The sequence below is a fragment of the Acinetobacter sp. YH12086 genome, assembly GCF_013419345.1.
Classification (GTDB): Bacteria; Pseudomonadota; Gammaproteobacteria; order Pseudomonadales; family Moraxellaceae; genus Acinetobacter; species Acinetobacter amyesii.
The window spans coordinates 41,190-58,788 of record NZ_VPAF01000017.1; the positions used below are offsets into that span (position 1 = coordinate 41,190).

The following is a 17,599-nucleotide window of genomic DNA, read 5'->3' on the forward strand; positions in this document are numbered from 1 at the left end:
ACGTTGTAGTGGAGACTCGCTTTGCCTAATAATCCTGTTTTAAACCATCACATTTCTTCGCAATTCAATGAAGAATTGCAGGATGTGCATACCAAATTTATGACCATGGGTGGTTTGGTGGAGCAGCAGGTTGCAAATGCCATTCATGCCTTATTGGATACGGATGCAACGATGGCGATCGATGTTCAATTTCAAGACAATACGGTGAACCGTATGGAAACTGAAATTGATGAAGCGCTTACCCTAATTTTGGCACGTCGTCATCCTGCTGCGATTGATCTACGCATGGTGATTGCGATGTCGAAAGCCAACACCGATTTAGAACGGATTGGTGATGAAGCGGCAAAAATTGCCCGTATTGCACAAAGCTTGTGTGAAGAGGGTGGTTCACCGCGTGGCTATATGGAAACACGTCATATTGGCAACCAAGTCCGCGTGATGATTCATGATGCGCTTGATGCCTTTGCACGTTTGGATGTAGATCAGGCTTTACGTGTCCTTTTGGCCGATGCCGATATTGACCGTGAGTACCAATCGGCAACCCGTACCCTCATGACGTATATGATAGAAGATCCACGGCACATTACTCGAGTCATGAATGTACTTTGGGTGCTGCGTTCACTTGAACGTATTGGTGACCATGCACGAAATATCTCTGAACAAGTGATTTATATGGTGAAAGGTCTAGATGTCCGTCACACCAGTGTTGAAGAAATTGAGCAAAAAGTTCAGCGTTAATTGATTAACATCAAGATGAACGAAGCCCATCAAATGATGGGCTTTTTTCGGTCTAAATTAACTATGTGTTTCTTCGTCTTCTTCAAAAGTACGGGCAATTTTGTCAATATTTAAACTTTTCGCCATCGCATCGAAGATTTGCTTATAAGCACCTTCTTGATGGTACAAATCATGATGCTCCCCGTGTTCTACGATTTGTCCGTCTTTCATCACATAGGTGTAATCGGCATCGATAATTTGCGACAAACTATGTGAAATCATGATGACGGTACGCCCTTGTTTAATTTGATCCAGACTATTTTTAATTTGTTCAGCCGCGATAGCATCTAAACTTGCAGTCGGTTCATCTAAGAAAATAATCGGCGGATTTTTTAGGAACATACGTGCCAAGGCAATACGCTGTTGCTGTCCACCTGAGAGCAGTAAGGCATCGGCTTCATAGGCATGCGGCAGTTTTAAGATCTGATCATGGATCGAGGCTTTCCGTGCTGCATCAAAGACTTCTTGCTCTGTGGCTGTACTTTTTCCATAGCGAATATTTTCAAAAATTGAACCTGGGAAAATATGATTTTTTTGTAAAACCAAACCAATATTTTCACGTAAATACTGCGTATCAATCTGTTCTAAATCGATGCCATCGAGTTTGATATTGCCCGCTTGAGGATGATAAAACTTATCCAGTAAGCTAATTAATGTCGATTTTCCAGCCCCAGATAAACCAACCAAGGCGGTGATTTTGTTCGGTTGGATGGTCATGTTGATGCGGTGCAATGCCTGAAAACCATTGGGATAGCTAAAGTCGACATTGCTTAATTCAAACTGACCTTGAATCGGAGGTTGAGCAGTGCCACTGGTTTCAATTTCATGATCCGCTTCTAAGATGTTAAAGAAGCTTTCCGAATAAATCATCGCAGAGTTAATTTCATCATAGATACGATGCAGCGAGCGAATCGGGGCAGAGACATTATTAAATAACAACACGTGATACATAATCATCCCGATACTCATTTGCCCATCCAAAACAAAATAGGCTGTTAGAATGATGATCAGTACCACACCGACCTGTTCAATAAAGGTTTTGAGTCCGTCAAAGATATAACTGGTTTGCCGTGTCTGCATTTGGTTTTCAGTCAGTGACTTTTGCAGATTTAATTGCTTTTTCGATTCGACGGCTTCTTTGTTAAAAGATTTAATGACCGTTATCGAGTTGATAATACTCAGAATACCCTGATTTTTCTTTTCAAAATTATCGCGTAGGGCACGGCGTTTGCCTGCCAGTTTTTGTGATTGTTTGAAAGTTAGCCAAAAATAAATCGGCACAATAATTGTGGCCACCACGCCAACCCAAACATTGGCATAATACATTAAGCCCAGTGCAATAATAGCACTGGTAAATAGCGGTAAAATATCAATAAAAAAGATTTGAACCAGTCGTGTGAGCGAGCTAACCCCCCGATCAATTCGAGTTTGGAGTTTGCCTGCTTGGTTGTCTTGTTGATCGAAGAATGCCAATCGATAGGTGATAAATTTTTCAATAATGCCTTGGGACAAATCCTGAGAAATTAAAATACGTAATTTTTCACCAAACGATTTTTGTCCAAATTGCACGATGGCATTGATGACTTCTTTTCCTAGTAAGACTACGGTGATGGTGATTAATATATGCCAACCATTGGCTAGACCAAGGCCTTGTTGTAAAAGCTGATTGATGCTGTCTACGGCATATTTGAGTGTCAGGGCATTCACCTGTGCCGTGAGTGAGCCAATTAAGGTCAAGATCAGCGTCACGACCACCAGCCAGCGGTATGGCTGTACGAATGGACGTAATTTTTGGAAAAGCTGCCACAGGTTCATAAGCAATTATTTTTATTGTGAATATGAGCTTTAGTCTAAGACTGAAAATTCTATGCGACAAGTAATGACAATGTTTTGATTTGTGACGAGAGTTTTTCGGCTAAGATATTTTTTAAATGTGCTCACGACATCAGCATCATGGTGCTGCGCCAAACAGTGTTGAGTTGAACCGATGAATTTTGAATTATTTGCGCCTGAACCGCATGCAAACCTGCTGCCCTATGATGGTGAAGTTGAAGATTATGGATTGATCTTCAACGCCGAAGAGAGTGAAAAATATTTACGCTATTTCCTCACGCAGTTGGCTTGGCAGCATGATGAAGTCATTTTGCATGGACAGTATTTTCAAACGGAACGAAAAGTGGTTTGGTATGGAGATGCTCATTATGAGTATCACTATTCAGGCATGCAAAAGCAGGCATTGATCTGGAATCCAGCTTTACTGCGCTTAAAGCAACATATTGAGCAACGGGTGGGTCAGACGTTTAATTCCTGTTTGGCCAATTTATACGAAAATGGTACGCAAGCGGTGGGGTGGCATAGTGATGATGAGCCATCTTTGCTTTCACCCACACAGCAGGTGGTGATCGCATCTTTGAGTTTTGGCGCAAGCCGAAAGTTTTGCTTTAAACATAAAAGCACTCAAGAGAAAGTACAGCTTTTACTGCAAAGTGGACAGTTGATTGTGATGCGTGGGAAAACCCAACGGTATTGGAAACATGCCCTAATGAAGTCGATGAAAGTGACCGAGCCGAGGGTGAATTTAACCTTTCGTTATTTCTATGATCAACAGCCGTAAAAAAAGCCCATATCTAGATGAGCTTTTTTCTTTCTCTGAGGAAGAGTATAGCGACAATCAACTGAAATCATGGAACACATGGTTGAGATGACTGCTAAAGAACAATAATCATATTATGATAATTTATCTAATATTTATAATTAATAAATTCAATTAATAATATAAATTTATCAGATTAATTAAATATCATCTTTACAACATTGCATCAGTTGTGTGCAAACTGATCAGATTTAAATGGCGTCCGATTCTTCCATCATACTGCTGTATTTTTTCTCAATACGCGCTGTACAGTCTTGCATCATTTCTACGACTTTTTGAAAATTCATAAATTCAAAACGATTTTTAGACGCCAATAGGGTCAAAGCAAGCGGGGGTTCTTTACTGGAAAATTTAATCGGAATCGATAGGCTCGACATATTCGGGTCAACTTCACCATTGGAAAAATAATAACCCTGCTTTTTAATCTTTTTCATTTGCTGCATAAATTCTTCTTCATTATGCGCAAAACCAACTTGAGATAACTCGTCCGCAAAACGGTGGTAATAATCTAAAATCCGTTGCTTAGGTAACTGCGACAAAATCACTTTAGACGATGAGCCTTTGTACATTGGACGTGGGCTACCTCGACCATATGCCAAGGCAGTATAGTCCTTATAAAGTTCATGATGTACATCAATACATGAGTCGATATTCAGATGCGTCAATAAGCAACAAGACTCTGTGCGTTCCACAATTTCTTTCATGAAGGGAATGCTAATTTGCACCAATGGATCGGTGGTGCGAGAAATAAAATCAAGCACAGCAATTTTTGAACCCAGTGTGTAATCGCCAGAAGTCCCACTGAGGCGCTGCAATAATTCAGCAGAAACCAGTTCTTTTAAATAGCGATAGCTCGTTGGTTTAGATAAGCCTAATTCTTCACTAATAATGTCGACATTGATGATGGGACGAGCAACTGAAAATAAGTCGAGTACGGTGAGAATTTTACCAAAACTGGAAAGCGCCATAAGAACCTGCTTGGTCACAATAAAAATGAATCGTTAAGTTACTTTATAACAAATTGCTCGGCCTGATGTTGCGCTTTTCTACATTGAAAATGAAACAAATCTGAAATATCACAGGGTTTCTTGGGTTATTCTGATAAAAGCATAATAAAAAATTGAAATACGCATTTAAAATATGGGTCAATTATCAAAATAAGATATTAATATTGACTTTAATTTGTTTTTTTAGCAAAATTGTTGTGAAAATATCCTATATTGAATAAATATTGCCAATTTTTTCGATGCGCAGGCAATGTTGCACATTACTTTTTGTATTCAAATGGTTTGAAACACGATTTGAATCGCTTCTTTACTTATTGAAATTTCTAGTCATTCCTGTGCCGTGATACAGGTTGTGCTGTCGAATGTTTAAGCATTCGATACGAGGCCGTTTTCACTAAAAAGAAGCAAACCGACGAGATCAATCATGCTGCTGACGAAACAAATACTCGCTTTTCGGCCCAATAAAATGGACTGGATTTTTGCGACCAAAACGTTCATCGCGGGCATGTTGGCATTGTATGTGGCCTTTGTACTGAATTTGGCTTATCCGATTTGGGCAATTGGCACCGTTTTCGTGATCGCGAATCCATATTCAGGGATGACGTCTTCAAAAAGTTTGTATCGTGTATTAGGAACATTCTTAGGGGCGGCTGTGTCAGTGGTGGCACTGCCACATCTTATTCATATGCCAGTACTGTTTACAGTTTTTTTGGCGGTTTGGGTTGGGTTTTGCCTGTATTTGTCACTGCTAGACCGTACGCCTCGTAGTTATGTTTCCATGTTGGCGGGTTATACCACGGTCATTATCTGTTTTAACGTGGTGTATTTTATTGATACCGCTTCGATCTTCGATATGGCTTTGGGGCGTTTTCTCGAAATTACGGTGGGTGTGGTATGTAGTGCCATCGTGACTACGACATTATTTCCAATGCATATTGGCCCTGCAGTCGAAACACGGGTGAGTAAAACCTTTGCCGATACCAAAGAAATTTTTGATCAGATTTTATTAGAGCCTGCCGAACTAGAAAATTATTCAAAAAATCTCGGCAATATTGCACGAGATATCGCGGATATACATGTCATGGCGGTGCATTTGTCTTATGAAAAATCCACCTTAAAAGGTATGACACGTCCATTGCAGGAAATCTTGCATCAGTTGAGTTTGTTGGTCAGTAACTTGGTGGCCATGTCTGAACGGATGAAACAATTAGACGGTCTGGACATACATTATCGGACGGCACTCAAGCAAGCCCATGAACATATTGCCGCGTTTTTATTAGATCAACATCAGATTGAGGAAAGTAAACTTAATCAATTGCCTGAACAGTTTGAGCAAGATTTTCAACAGATTCAGGCACAGGCATTGCCATCACAGCAGGTGATTTTGGGCAGTCTAAAAATGGATATTCGCCATTTTATTCAGAATATTCGTGCGATTCGTCTGCTTTGGCAGCGGGTACAGCAAGGCGACTCCACTTTACCAACCACACTGACCGCCTTGAGCAATAGTCATTATCCGACTTTGCACCGAGATGCGGGGGGTGCTATTCGTGGCGGGGTGTCTGCATGTTTGATTATTTTAATTTCTACGGGTTTTTGGATCGTTAGTGGTTGGAAAGCTGGATTTATGATGGCTGAAATGGCTGCGATCAGTGCTTGTATTTTAACGGCAATGGATAATCCTGTTCCTGCATTGAAAATGTTTATTCGCGCCAATATGTATGCGGCGTTCATGGTGTTCATCTACGCCTATGGCATTTTTCCGCATGTGACCGCCTTTTGGCAGTTGATCGTGGTGCTAGCACCGTTTGTGATGTTCTGTCTGATGCTGTTTTTACATCCGCCTTTGATTGGGATCAGCTTGCCGCTTTTGATGGGGACCATCATGGGGTTGAATTTTCAAAACCGCTTTAGCCTTGATCAGGTGTTTTTCTTTGATGCATCGATTGGGACGGTTTTGGGACCCATTATTTCGGTGTTTATTATTCATTTAGTGCGTGCGATGTCACCAGATATGACGGCCCAACGCATACTTTCACAGCATTACAAGGCACTGCGTCAGGCTTTATATCTGCCATACGGCTTACCGTTTCGGGTGCATTTACGCAGTATGTTGGACCGAATCGGCATCCTAAATAGCAAAATGGTGCAATCAGGGAACTTGAAACAACAGATCGAGTGGGCTTTGGTGGAAGCCAGTGCGGTGATTGATTTGACCCGCTTGCAAGAACTGATGAATAAACTCGATCCGAATGATGCACTGCTCAGCGAACTCGAAGAGTTACAACAAGATTTAGATGACTATTTTCGGGCCATGGAACAAGGGCAAAAGAATGTGTCTATGAGCTTGAAACAGCAAATTGTAGAGCGAATTCAACGATTGAATCAGGCCGTTCAGGGTGTGGAAAACGACGATGTTATGCATCGAATTCAGTATTCACTGAACAATATTCAAAGCAGTTTGTGTCATGTCCTAACACAGCAGATTCCAAATCATTTACAGGTCGAGGCACAACATGGGTGAGCTAAATGTGTATGGCGTCTATGTGCCCATTCTATTGATTCAAGCGGTATTGGCCTATCTGTTATTGCGGGTCATCATGCGTTTGCTTGACCGATGGATGGCGCAAGATTGGGTGCCGATGCCCAATATTTTTTATTTGGGTGTATTTGTAATGTTGCTTTGGCTGGTGCATGAAATCTTTATTTTCTGCCAGTTCTAAGCCCCTAAAAAAATGAAATGATTGAGGTAATCGTATGACCAATTTGAATGTCCGAAAATATGTTCGGCCTGTATTGTTGATAATCGTGCTATGCGGCGCATTACTTGCGCTGAAACATATTTGGGACTATTACAATTCGGAACCATGGACGCGAGATGGGCGTGTACGTGGTGATGTGATTCAAGTGTCATCGGATGTTTCGGGTTTAGTCACAGACGTTTTGGTTCAAGACAACCAACAAGTGAAAAAAGGCCAAGTGTTATTTCGTATAGATGTGGCACGTCAAGCGTTGGATGTTGAGCAAGCCAAATCTGACTTGGCGAAAGCCAAAGCAGGACTAGCAGGGGCTGAAGCACAGCTTTCTGAAGCCAAAGCAAATCTAGTGAAGTCACAAGCCAATATCAATCTTGCAGATAAAAATGCAAATCGTTATGCAAGTTTGATGGACGGTGCGATTTCAAAACAAGAACAAGATCAAATGTTTGCAGTACGTGATCAATCCCATGCAGAACATGAGCAAACTCAGGCCGCGATTGAACAAGCCAAAGCCAGTGTGGTGCAGCAAAAAGCCCTAATTGAAGCAGCGAATAGCAGTTTGCATTTGGCTGAGTTGAATTTAAAACGTTCGGAAGTGGTTGCCCCAACAGATGGAACTTTGTCTAACTTTGAACTCAAAGCGGGGAATTATGTCAAAGTAGGTCAAGCCGTAGCGGCCTTAATTGACCGTCAACAATTGTATGTTGTGGGATATTTTGAAGAAACCAAACTGGATAAAATCTATGTTGGCGCACCTGCAACAATCCAACTGATGGGAAGTTCTGAAGTTTATAAAGGCCATGTACAAGGCGTTGCAACAGGGATTGAAGACCGTGAACGTACATCGACTGATGGTTTGCTTGCTAATGTTAATCCAACCTTTAGTTGGGTCCGTTTGGCACAGCGTGTACCAGTGAAAATTGTACTGGATGAAGTGCCGCATGATCAGTTGGCTTTTGTCGCGGGTCGAACCACTACGATTCATATTGTGGATAAAAACTAAGTTATCCCCAATCATTTCATTTGCGCAGCATTGAGTGATCAATCTTGCGCATAAAAAAGCATCCTCTTTTGGATGCTTTTTTATTTGCCTGTTTGTTGAAAGCGCTTAAGGTTTTAGCCCGACTGGATTCCGATACCAACTTTCAATAAACAATGCTGCAGCAAGGCTGTCGGCAGAAAGATTCTTCGCACGGCCTTGGGCTTGATAATGATCTAATTCATCACGCGCTTCACGCGTAGTTAAGCGTTCATCGACCATTAAGGTTTCAATATTGGTTTGGTGGCGAAGACGTCGTGCAAATTTACGCGCACGTGTGGAGAGCTCAGATTCGCTATCATCCATATTGAGTGGTAGACCCACGATGAACAAATCCGGCTGATACTGTTTCACAATCTTGAGTAGATTATCCCAATTGGGAATGCCATCTTTCATGGGAAAGAGTGGTAGGGGATTTGCACTTTCAATCAGGGCTTGTCCAACAGCCATTCCTGTTTTTTGTGTGCCAAAGTCAAAGGCCATAATCATTTGATATTGTGGTAAATCAGGCATGTCCAATCTCAGATGATAACCACATGCGGTCTACGCCCATTTTTTTATAGGCAGCGTCCCAGCGGTCGTCATAAGGTAAGTTAAATATTAAATCCATGTCTGAGTCACAAATGAGCCAATCACCCCGAGCAATTTCTTCTTCTAATTGGCTTTTACCCCAACTGGCATAGCCTAGAGCCACCTGATAACGACCCACACCTTCATTGTGTGCAATCGCATCTAAAATATCTTTAGACGTGGTAATGCAGACATTTTCACCTACAGCAATAGACGAATGCCATGTCGGTTGACCGGTATGAAGAACAAAACCTGCCTCTGGGCGCAAAGGACCACCTTGCAACACTTCATGAGGATGCACATTATCTGCCTCAATTTCCAAATCATTCAATAGTTCTTTGATCTGCAAGCCCGAAGGACGATTAATAATGATGCCTTGAGCGCCATCTTCATCATGTCGCGCTAAATAAATCACCGTATTGGCAAAGAATTCATCGTTCATTTCGGGTGGAGCAATCAGGCAGCGGTGTGTGAGGTATTGTTTAGTCACCTAATGGCTTCTCCTTATTGGGGTAAGTTTGATTCTTGGGGTGAATTGCATTCGAATAACGTTGTATTTATCAACATACTAGACTCACAAGTTTTCAACAATGAGTTTTTCTGCAAATTCAATATTTGTCATGCTCGACCGGTGAGGGGCAAGATAAATATCTTCATCGTGCAGGCAGGTCTACAATACGGTGAATTGTAAAGCGATGACAGGTGATTTGAACAACAGCAGTACAAAAGCGAGGAGAAGATATACGTGATGGATGACTGATATTGCTTAAAATAGCAGGATAAACTGAGGGTAAAACAATGACACATTATTCAAAAATAATAGGGATGGCACTCTGTGTAAGCCTACCTATTTCGGGCTTTGCAGGAATTGCTGACTTACAAAAACATGAATCTCAAGTAATTAAAAAATATAAAAACTTAAATTTTTATGAGGTCAATGAAGCGATAGAACGTGAAATTGTGGATGTCATTGCGGCAGATCCGAGCAGTTTTCACTACGGATTTACGCAACTCGAAAAGCAAGGTTTTGTTCATGTGCAATATTCACCAGATAAAAAACTTAAATTTTATAGTTTTGATGTGTCTGGTGGAGGCACCATGGGGGAGTGGAGCAGCTATGTGCAATATGCAACGGGAAAAACGCAACATTTAGATCAATTTGACTCAGGCTATATCAATCAAATTTTGCCGATCAACATCCAAAATAAAACCGTATATTTGGTGAAGAGTTATTATAAAGGTGATAATTGCAGTGGACTACATCATCTAAGAGCTGTTGAAGTTGGACCAAAACAGTTACTTAAATCTTATGTATTTCAAACTAAGCAAAAGAAACTAGATCAAATCTCGGTAGATTATGACTGCCATTATGAAACCGATCGTCGTAGCGGTAATGAATATCTCAAAATCAGTCCGAAACACGTGGATGTTATGTTACTCAATCAACAACATCAGCCGCAGTATAAATATTTACGCTATAGCTTAGGCTCGAAAGCCTTTGTGTATCAGGGGATTGTCAAATAGTGTATTTAAGAAAAAAGCCTGTGTACTTTGAATACACAGGCTTTTTTGAAAGCATCAAAAATTAACTATGTTGAAATTTTAATTGTCGCAACTGTTTTGCGTGTTGTAAGGTCGTTTGACTAATCTCCACACCACCAGTCATTCGAGCCAGCTCTTGGATCCGATCATCTTCTTCTAATTCGATAATGGTACTGCTTGCAGGATCCGTTTGACGTTTTTTCACCAACAAGTGCTGATCGGATTGTGCTGCAACTTGCGCTTGATGCGTGATACATAGAATTTGAACATGCTGCGCCAAATCAGCCAACAAACGCCCCACAATTTCTGCCGTTCCGCCACTGATCCCGACATCAATTTCATCAAAGACTAACACTTCGGATTCGGTTTTTTCAGCATTCATCACTTGCATGACTAAGGCGATACGTGACAATTCACCCCCCGATGCCACGCGTGCTAGAGGCTGAGCAGGAATCCCTTTGTTGGCTGTGAATAACAGCTGAATAAAGCTTAAACCTTCACTTGAAGCTTGTTCTAGAGGCTCAAATTTAAATTCAAAATGAGCCTCTGGGAGCGCGAGCTGCTTCACTTGTTCAGTCAACTGCTTCGCCAATGGGGTAGATGCTTCACGACGAATATCATCCAAATGCTGTGCTTTGGTTAAAAAGTCTTGATGAGACACTTCCACTTGTTCTGCCAACGTTTCAGGATCTTCCAGCTGATGCAGTTGCTCTAACTCAAGTTGCCATGCTTCGTATTCTTGTTTTAAATCTTCAGGCTGAGTACGATATTTACGCGCTAAGCGATGAAAAACTTCCAGTTTGGTATTTAATTCGTCCATACGTTCAGGATCAAAACTTTGACGATCAATAAACTGACGTAAATTTGCGGTGGCATCTTCAATTTCACTTTGAGCGTTCAGTAGCGACGTATAAATTTCAGAAAGTTGTTCACTACGTCCTGCATGCGATTCAATTCGACGAATGATCGCGCCCATTTCTTGAGTGATATTTTGCTCGGCATCATCGAGGGCATTTAGACCATAGCTACAATCCTGCATGATATGTTCATGATGACTGAGACGGTCAAATTCTTGCTCGATTTCTTTGTAGTCCGTTTGCACAAGGTCTTCAAGTTCTTCTAATTGAAGTTCAAGCGTTTCTATCCGTTGCTTACGTGTGGCTTGGGCATCGAGTGCTGCTTGGTGCTGTCGAATATCCTTTTGCCACTTGCTATAGGCATCACGAACGGCTTGAGCCGGCTGATAAAAATTGTAATAGCGATCTAGCCAATGTTTTGGATAGGGCGGTTCTAAGAGTTGTTGTTGGCTGTGTTGGCTATAGAGTTGTACCAATAAGCGGCCAATTTCTTTTAACTCAGATAAGCTGCTCGGACGTCCATTAATCCATGCTTTGCTGCGACCTGTTGCAAAAATCACGCGACGTAAATGAATTTCTCCAGACTCATCATCTAGTTCGTGTTCTTTGAGCCACAGTGCTTCAGGACTGTGCTCTTGGTAGCTAAAGGTCGCTGTCACATCGGCTTTGTCTGATCCATAGCGCACATAGTTGGTGTCTGTTCGTTCACCTAAACATGCTGATAGTGCGTCTAGCAGCAAAGATTTACCTGCACCTGTTTCACCCGTCAGGACGTTAAAGCCTTGTTCAATGTCGATGGCTAAATGGTCGGCTAATGCAAAATTGATCAGAGTTAAATGTGTCAGCATACACGCATCCGAGCTGCGAAAAGTTCTAGTTAAAGATAATTAAGTTTTGTTTTAGTCACAAGATAAGTTTTATTTTAAGATGACGAAAAACCTCATAATTCTATCCTAAATTTCAGTTTAATAAGAAATTAGTTTCGTATCTGCCGTAAGCACGCAGTGTAGTGATGCAAAGAGTAAATGATCTTGCATAACGTGAGCTTAAACCATCCAACATTTTGCTAAGTTCTCACAAAACACGTTTGTGTATGTATTCTTGTATTTAATCTAACGTGTTATTGCCTTAAAACGTCATGATTTGGTCTCTTAAATCCGTCCATATAATTCATTATCCATGTATATCTGTGAAATGATTTTGCAGCGTTTCTATAGACCCTAACTAGGACTTTAGTGGATGAAATAAAAAAAGTATTTTGTACAAAAGTACAGTTTGTTTTAGATTCTCAATGTCAAGATAGTGAGATGGTATTGGGACATATCCACTTCTCAGATTTTTGTAATTATCTATCTCAAAATTTTCAACACTGATTGATTAGTTTTTGCAGCACAATTAAACTACTTCGATCAAAATATTATAAATATGCTTTATCTGGAGAAAACGCATGTCAGCACAGTTTGATCATGTATCAGTCATCAAAAAATCAAATGTTTATTTTGGCGGTCTATGTATCAGCCACACTGTGCAATTTGAAGATGGAACCAAGAAAACACTGGGTGTGTTGCTTCCAACTGAACAAGCGCTGACTTTTGAAACCCATGTACCTGAACGTATGGAAATTATTTCAGGTGAATGTCGTGTTCAAATTGCTGATAGCGAAGAAAGCGAACTATTCCGTGCGGGTCAATCATTCTACGTGCCAGGTAATAGCCGTTTTAAAATTGAAACAGATGAAGTCTTGGATTATGTGTGCCACTTAGAAGGCTAATAATTCAATCCATTTAGGCACAGTTTTTTAACTTCAAATCGGTTAAACTATGTGTCATAGCATAAATCCTGTAAAGCTTGCTTTGCAGGATTTTTCTTTTTGATAACCTAAGCTGTGCGCTGGGTGATCATACCCTGTTTAAAAGTTTTCGAAGTTTGCAAATTAGAGGTCGTTCATGGCGAAACCGGAATATTATTATGGCGTTCATTCAGTGGAGTCATTACTGGAACTTGAGCCAGAACGCGTATTAACTTTATTTGCGTTAAAAGGACGTGATGATCAGCGTTTAAAACGTATTTTTGAGTTGGCAGAACCGTTTGGTGTCAGCATTCAAAAAGCTAGCCGTGATAGTTTGGAAAAACTTGCGGGACAACCGTTCCATCAAGGTGTGGTCGCGGCTGTACGCCCCCATCCAGTCTTAAACGAAAAAGATTTAGAGGCTTTATTACAAGCCAATCCCAATGCGTTGCTATTGGCTTTAGATCATATTACAGACCCACATAACCTTGGTGCATGTATCCGTACAGCGGCAGCTATGGGCGTTGAAGCCGTGATTGCACCGCGTGATCGTTCAGCGACGCTTACCCCAACAGCCCGCAAAGTTGCTGCTGGTGGTGCTGAAAAAGTGAAGTTTATTCAGGTGACCAACTTAGCACGTACATTGGCTCAAATCAAAGAAGATTTTAACGTGCGTGTGGTCGGCACCATGCTAGATGAAAAAGCGTTGCCGATTCAAAAATTTGACTTTACTGGTACGGGTGTATGTGTGGTGATGGGCGCTGAAGATACAGGTTTGCGTCCTATTACGCAGGCGCAATGTGATCAAACTGTTTATATTCCAATGGCTGGAAACTTGCAAAGCTTAAATGTCAGTGTCGCAACCGGTATGGCATTGTATGAAGCATGTCGTCAACGTAATAATGAATTGAAATAGAAGTAATGATGTCTCCCCAAAAGCAAGGTTATTTATATGTTTTCATTACCATGTGTATTTGGGGCGGATTCACCTTAACAGCACGTTTAAGCGCCAATTGGGGAATCAGTGCTTGGGACATTACCGCACTTCGGTTTGCTTTGGCATTTTGTATATTAATGCCAATTTTGATTTATAAAAAAGATACGGCTTTTTTATGGAAGAAAGAGCCTTTTATCCTTGCCATGCTCGGCGGGGTGACCTATTGCTTAACGGCCTATAGTGCGTTTCATTATGCTCCTGCGGCCCATGCTGCAATTTTTCTCAATGGTTGTATTCCCTTATGTACAGCCATAGCCGCGTTTCTGATCTTCAAACAGCCGCTCGATAAGCATACATGGATCAGTGTAGTGATTATGGTCTCTGCTATTAGCTTAATGAGCTATTTGATGTATGTGGAAACCGGTGTAGCGTTTGGTCTCGGTGATTTGCTGTTTTTTATCAGTGCCATTTGGTGGGGGATATTTACGGTATTGCTTAAGCAATGGAAGCTCTCTGCTTGGCATGCCATGGCAGGGGTTGCGATTTGGTCTGCCGTGGTATTTGTGCCAATTTATCTAATATTTTTCCCTAAACATTGGTCCGATCCTGAGCCGCTGCAGCTCATTGGGCAAGTCATCTTTCACGGTATTTTTGTGGTGATTATTGCGACTTTAACGTATGTAGAGGCAATAAAACGCTTAGGTGCATTTAAAGCCGGAAGCATCGTAACTTTGGCACCTTTTATTGCTGCGATTTTAGCGGTGCCGCTGCTAAATGAACCTTTAAGTTTTGCAATCGTGTGCGGATTGGTCGGGATGGGGATTGGAGCGATTCAACCGTGGAAATGGTTGGGACGAAAGGATAGTCTAGAGCAGCAACTCGAACAACAAAAAAAGCAGTCTGAGTAAGACTGCTTTTTTATTTAGCTTTTTTCAGCGTGCGCTAAGTACTTGAGATGCAAGGGTCGAAGCTGTGCATAAAGATGATCTAAATGACCATCATTCAGCACGATATCATCGGCGATTTTTTGCTTTTCCTGACGTGGCATTTGTACGTGAATAATTTTTTGGATTTGTTCGATATTTTGACCATCACGCTGTGATGCACGCTGAATTTGCAATTGTTCCGTGGCATCAATCAGCAAGGTGTGATTGGTCAATTCATGTTGATTGGTTTCAAATAACAGTGGTGAAACCAAGATGACATAGGGGCTAGTGGCTTCGTTTAATTGTTGGATAATGGATTGACGTATTGCTGGATGGGTAATGGCTTCAAGTGCTTGACGTGCTGTAGGATCTTTAAAGATATGTTCACGTAATGCACGCCGATTTAACTCGCCATTTGCAAGTAAAACCCAATCACCAAATTGTTGCTGAATTTGATTCAGTGCGGGTTGCCCCGGTTCAACAACTTCCCGTGCAACGATATCAGCATCGACGACTTGAATGCCTTGGAGTTCAAACCAATTGCTTGCAGCAGATTTACCGCTACCGATACCACCTGTTAAACCCAAGACAAATGTCATACAACGACCTTACTGACCCAAATAAATTTTCATAATTTGATCACCCCATAAAAAGGCGATCCATCCGGCGATGGCAATATAGGGACCAAATGCAAAAGGTTGGTTTTCTTTACGGACTTTGAGCAAAATAATGCCAATGATTGCACCCACCAGTGAAGAGAGTAATACAATCAGTGGAAGCAGGAAAGGGCCCATCCATGCACCCAAGGCAGCTAAAAGCTTAAAGTCACCATAGCCCATACCTTCTTTGCCAGTGATGATTTTAAATAAATAGTAAACAACCCATAGGCATAAGAAGCCGATGATATATCCCCAAATGGCTGAGGTTGCAGAGGTATAAATGGCATAGCTATTCACGCCAAGCCCGAGTGCAGCCAAAGGAAGGGTATAACGGTCAGGTAAAAGTTGGGTGTCAAAGTCAATAAATGTTAAGGCAATCAATACATAAGTCAGCACCAAACCAAACAGCATCTGGATGGTTGGACCAAAAACTGCAACAACAATCAGCGCACAGATCATGGTGAGTAATTCGATCAGTGGATAACGGCTACTGATCGGGTTTTTGCAACTTCCACATTTTCCGCGTAACACGATCCAACTGATGACTGGAATGTTTTGATACCAACGAATTGGCGTTTTACATTTTGGACAGGTTGAAGCAGGGGTACTCAGGGTAATCTTTGTTTCATCAATAATCGGTTGGTCTGGATGTAAAAACAGTTGGCAATCCGTGCGCCATTCTTGTTCCATCATCTTCGGCGTGCGGTAAATCACCACATTCAAAAAACTGCCGATGCAAAGACTAAAAATCCCAACTGCGATATACATCGCAGTTGGGTTGTTGATTAAGTAGCTAAAAAAATCAGTAAACAAAATATTCCCTTTCCTTGGTTTTAACCAACCACTGAACCCATTTGGAAGATTGGGAGGTACATTGCGACAACAAGCCCCCCTACTAAAATCCCGAGAATGGCCATAATTAAGGGTTCCATCATAGAGGTTAAACCATCTACAGCATTATCTACTTCATTCTCATAATGTGTCGCCACTTTATCTAGCATGGCATCTAAAGCACCAGACTCTTCACCAATAGCGACCATTTGGACTGCCATAGGTGGAAATTTATCGGTAACACGCATGGCGAATTGCAATTGCTGACCAGTCGCGACATCTTCACGAATTTTCATGACCGCTGTTTCATAGACCACGTTGTTGGTTGCACCTGCAGTCGATTCTAGTGCATCGATTAAAGGTACACCTGCGGCAAAGGTGGTTGCCAAGGTACGGCTATAGCGGGCAATAATCGCTTTATAAACCAAATCACCAAAAATTGGTGCTTTTAGTGCAGCTTTGTCTAAGAAGTCTCGGAACGCTTTGCTACGTTTTTTTGCTTCTAGAAACCCACCAATTAATATTGCAATAACCACGAGCATGATAAACCAATAATCTTTAGTCCAATTTGACATATTGACAACCATCTTAGTAAAAGCTGGCAGTTCTGCACCAAATGAACTGAAAAGGCCTTCAAATACGGGTACAACTTTCACCATCAAAATAATGGTCACAATTATCGCGACCACAATAACTGTGGCTGGGTATTTCATGGCCTTTTTGATTTTTTGCTTAAGCAATTCACTTTTTTCTTTATAAATGGCAACACGATCCAGCATGGTTTCAAGTGCACCCGATTGTTCGCCTGATTCAACCAAAGAGCAAAATAGGTTGTCGAAATACTGCGGATATTTACGGAGTGCACCTGCAAAGGTATTGCCGCCTTCAACTTCACCTTTAATCCCCAAAACCACTTCACGCATGGCTGGGTTTTCTAAGCCTTCTGCCACGATCTCAAAGCCCTGAACGAGCGGTACCCCGGCTTTCATCATAGTTGCAAGTTGGCGCGTGAATACCGTGATATCCAAAGTGGATACTTTCTTTTTCATCAAGCCTTCGAGAATGTTTTTACGTTTTTCTCGAATGGTTCGGATGGTAATGCCTTGCTTACGTAAAGTGACTTTGGCTAAAGCCATATTACGCGAAGGCATTTCCCCTTTGATTTTCGCCCCTTTGCGATCCACGCCTTCATAACTGAAGGTTGGCATCATCTGCGCTTTTTTTACAGCCATGAATTTATCCTTATTTTTAAA

Annotated in this window: 17 protein-coding genes; 9 read left to right on the top strand and 8 right to left on the bottom strand. The window is 41.5% G+C overall.

From position 1 onward, the window contains the following. Positions 1–21 precede the first annotated feature (21 nt). On the top strand, positions 22–738 hold the full coding sequence (phoU, locus tag FTU29_RS14725; protein WP_078189433.1) for a phosphate signaling complex protein PhoU: 717 nt from the start codon (positions 22–24) through the stop codon (positions 736–738). A 57-nt stretch (positions 739–795) separates the two neighbouring features. Here the strand turns inward: phoU and FTU29_RS14730 are convergent, their stop codons facing one another. Further along, positions 796–2,592: an ABC transporter ATP-binding protein gene (locus FTU29_RS14730; RefSeq protein WP_078189432.1), complete on the bottom strand. Its 1,797-nt coding sequence runs from the start codon at positions 2,590–2,592 to the stop codon at positions 796–798. Between the two features lie 172 nt (positions 2,593–2,764). On the opposite strand from FTU29_RS14730, the gene FTU29_RS14735 reads away from it, so the two are divergent. Then, a complete protein-coding gene (locus FTU29_RS14735) occupies positions 2,765–3,391 on the top strand; it encodes an alpha-ketoglutarate-dependent dioxygenase AlkB (protein WP_180122598.1) in 627 nt (208 codons plus the stop codon). Positions 3,392–3,621: 230 nt separating this feature from the next. Here FTU29_RS14735 and FTU29_RS14740 read toward each other — a convergent pair whose 3' ends face one another. Then, entirely contained in the window at positions 3,622–4,398 is a 777-nt protein-coding gene (locus FTU29_RS14740; protein WP_180024252.1) for an IclR family transcriptional regulator, read from the bottom strand. Positions 4,399–4,861: 463 nt separating this feature from the next. Between FTU29_RS14740 and FTU29_RS14745 the strand changes: the two genes are divergently transcribed. From FTU29_RS14745 to FTU29_RS14755, 3 genes are read left to right on the top strand one after another with little or no spacing between them, the layout of a single operon-like run. Continuing rightward, positions 4,862–6,961, top strand: a complete 2,100-nt coding sequence (locus FTU29_RS14745; protein ID WP_180122600.1) for an FUSC family protein — start codon at positions 4,862–4,864, stop codon at positions 6,959–6,961. Continuing rightward, positions 6,954–7,160, top strand: a complete 207-nt coding sequence (locus FTU29_RS14750) for a DUF1656 domain-containing protein (RefSeq protein WP_168378210.1) — start codon at positions 6,954–6,956, stop codon at positions 7,158–7,160. Before FTU29_RS14745 ends, FTU29_RS14750 begins: the two co-directional genes overlap by 8 nt. Positions 7,161–7,194: 34 nt before the next feature. Beyond that, entirely contained in the window at positions 7,195–8,199 is a 1,005-nt protein-coding gene (locus FTU29_RS14755; RefSeq protein ID WP_180122602.1) for an HlyD family secretion protein, read from the top strand. Positions 8,200–8,304: 105 nt separating this feature from the next. Here FTU29_RS14755 and ruvX read toward each other — a convergent pair whose 3' ends face one another. Together ruvX and FTU29_RS14765 are read right to left on the bottom strand one after the other, a co-directional pair. After that, on the bottom strand, positions 8,305–8,748 hold the full coding sequence (gene ruvX / locus FTU29_RS14760) for a Holliday junction resolvase RuvX (protein WP_078192570.1): 444 nt from the start codon (positions 8,746–8,748) through the stop codon (positions 8,305–8,307). Then, a complete protein-coding gene (locus FTU29_RS14765; protein ID WP_078189425.1) occupies positions 8,741–9,295 on the bottom strand; it encodes a YqgE/AlgH family protein in 555 nt (184 codons plus the stop codon). Before FTU29_RS14765 ends, ruvX begins: the two co-directional genes overlap by 8 nt. A gap of 308 nt (positions 9,296–9,603) precedes the next feature. Here FTU29_RS14765 and FTU29_RS14770 point away from each other — a divergent pair, with 308 nt between their 5' ends. Beyond that, the gene (locus tag FTU29_RS14770; protein WP_180122604.1) at positions 9,604–10,329 is read left to right on the top strand and encodes a hypothetical protein; all 726 of its coding nucleotides are present in this window, start codon (positions 9,604–9,606) and stop codon (positions 10,327–10,329) included. 61 nt (positions 10,330–10,390) lie between these two features. On the opposite strand, the gene recN is transcribed toward FTU29_RS14770, so the two are convergent. Then, entirely contained in the window at positions 10,391–12,052 is a 1,662-nt protein-coding gene (gene recN / locus FTU29_RS14775; RefSeq protein WP_180122606.1) for a DNA repair protein RecN, read from the bottom strand. Positions 12,053–12,651: 599 nt separating this feature from the next. On the opposite strand from recN, the gene FTU29_RS14780 reads away from it, so the two are divergent. The 3 genes from FTU29_RS14780 (at position 12,652) to FTU29_RS14790 (ending at position 14,838) form a co-directional block, all read left to right on the top strand. Continuing rightward, entirely contained in the window at positions 12,652–12,975 is a 324-nt protein-coding gene (locus FTU29_RS14780) for a pyrimidine/purine nucleoside phosphorylase (protein WP_067763086.1), read from the top strand. Positions 12,976–13,150: 175 nt separating this feature from the next. Then, positions 13,151–13,909 (top strand): 23S rRNA (guanosine(2251)-2'-O)-methyltransferase RlmB, encoded by a 759-nt coding sequence (gene rlmB / locus FTU29_RS14785; protein WP_078192567.1) that lies wholly within the window; start codon positions 13,151–13,153, stop codon positions 13,907–13,909. An 8-nt stretch (positions 13,910–13,917) separates the two neighbouring features. Then, positions 13,918–14,838, top strand: a complete 921-nt coding sequence (locus tag FTU29_RS14790) for a DMT family transporter (RefSeq protein WP_373423634.1) — start codon at positions 13,918–13,920, stop codon at positions 14,836–14,838. Between the two features lie 14 nt (positions 14,839–14,852). On the opposite strand, the gene coaE is transcribed toward FTU29_RS14790, so the two are convergent. The 3 genes from coaE to FTU29_RS14805 all read right to left on the bottom strand — a co-directional run bounded on the left by coaE (position 14,853) and on the right by FTU29_RS14805 (position 17,578). Beyond that, positions 14,853–15,455: a dephospho-CoA kinase gene (gene coaE / locus FTU29_RS14795; protein ID WP_180122607.1), complete on the bottom strand. Its 603-nt coding sequence runs from the start codon at positions 15,453–15,455 to the stop codon at positions 14,853–14,855. Positions 15,456–15,464: 9 nt separating this feature from the next. Further along, positions 15,465–16,283: an A24 family peptidase gene (locus FTU29_RS14800; protein ID WP_078189546.1), complete on the bottom strand. Its 819-nt coding sequence runs from the start codon at positions 16,281–16,283 to the stop codon at positions 15,465–15,467. 65 nt (positions 16,284–16,348) lie between these two features. After that, a complete protein-coding gene (locus FTU29_RS14805) occupies positions 16,349–17,578 on the bottom strand; it encodes a type II secretion system F family protein (RefSeq protein WP_078189420.1) in 1,230 nt (409 codons plus the stop codon). Positions 17,579–17,599: the final 21 nt, after the last annotated feature.

What these genes read in the sequence shown, in the direction of transcription:
- FTU29_RS14730 (WP_078189432.1), bottom strand. Translation starts at nt 2,592, where the DNA reads ATGAACCTGTGGCAGCTTTTCCAAAAATTACGTCCATTCGTACAGCCA.
- FTU29_RS14735 (WP_180122598.1), top strand. Translation starts at nt 2,765, where the DNA reads ATGAATTTTGAATTATTTGCGCCTGAACCGCATGCAAACCTGCTGCCC.
- FTU29_RS14740 (WP_180024252.1), bottom strand. Translation starts at nt 4,398, where the DNA reads ATGGCGCTTTCCAGTTTTGGTAAAATTCTCACCGTACTCGACTTATTT.
- FTU29_RS14745 (WP_180122600.1), top strand. Translation starts at nt 4,862, where the DNA reads ATGCTGCTGACGAAACAAATACTCGCTTTTCGGCCCAATAAAATGGAC.
- FTU29_RS14750 (WP_168378210.1), top strand. Translation starts at nt 6,954, where the DNA reads ATGGGTGAGCTAAATGTGTATGGCGTCTATGTGCCCATTCTATTGATT.
- FTU29_RS14755 (WP_180122602.1), top strand. Translation starts at nt 7,195, where the DNA reads ATGACCAATTTGAATGTCCGAAAATATGTTCGGCCTGTATTGTTGATA.
- ruvX (WP_078192570.1), bottom strand. Translation starts at nt 8,748, where the DNA reads ATGCCTGATTTACCACAATATCAAATGATTATGGCCTTTGACTTTGGC.
- FTU29_RS14770 (WP_180122604.1), top strand. Translation starts at nt 9,604, where the DNA reads ATGACACATTATTCAAAAATAATAGGGATGGCACTCTGTGTAAGCCTA.
- recN (WP_180122606.1), bottom strand. Translation starts at nt 12,052, where the DNA reads ATGCTGACACATTTAACTCTGATCAATTTTGCATTAGCCGACCATTTA.
- FTU29_RS14780 (WP_067763086.1), top strand. Translation starts at nt 12,652, where the DNA reads ATGTCAGCACAGTTTGATCATGTATCAGTCATCAAAAAATCAAATGTT.
- rlmB (WP_078192567.1), top strand. Translation starts at nt 13,151, where the DNA reads ATGGCGAAACCGGAATATTATTATGGCGTTCATTCAGTGGAGTCATTA.
- FTU29_RS14790 (WP_373423634.1), top strand. Translation starts at nt 13,918, where the DNA reads ATGTCTCCCCAAAAGCAAGGTTATTTATATGTTTTCATTACCATGTGT.
- coaE (WP_180122607.1), bottom strand. Translation starts at nt 15,455, where the DNA reads ATGACATTTGTCTTGGGTTTAACAGGTGGTATCGGTAGCGGTAAATCT.
- FTU29_RS14800 (WP_078189546.1), bottom strand. Translation starts at nt 16,283, where the DNA reads ATGTATATCGCAGTTGGGATTTTTAGTCTTTGCATCGGCAGTTTTTTG.
- FTU29_RS14805 (WP_078189420.1), bottom strand. Translation starts at nt 17,578, where the DNA reads ATGGCTGTAAAAAAAGCGCAGATGATGCCAACCTTCAGTTATGAAGGC.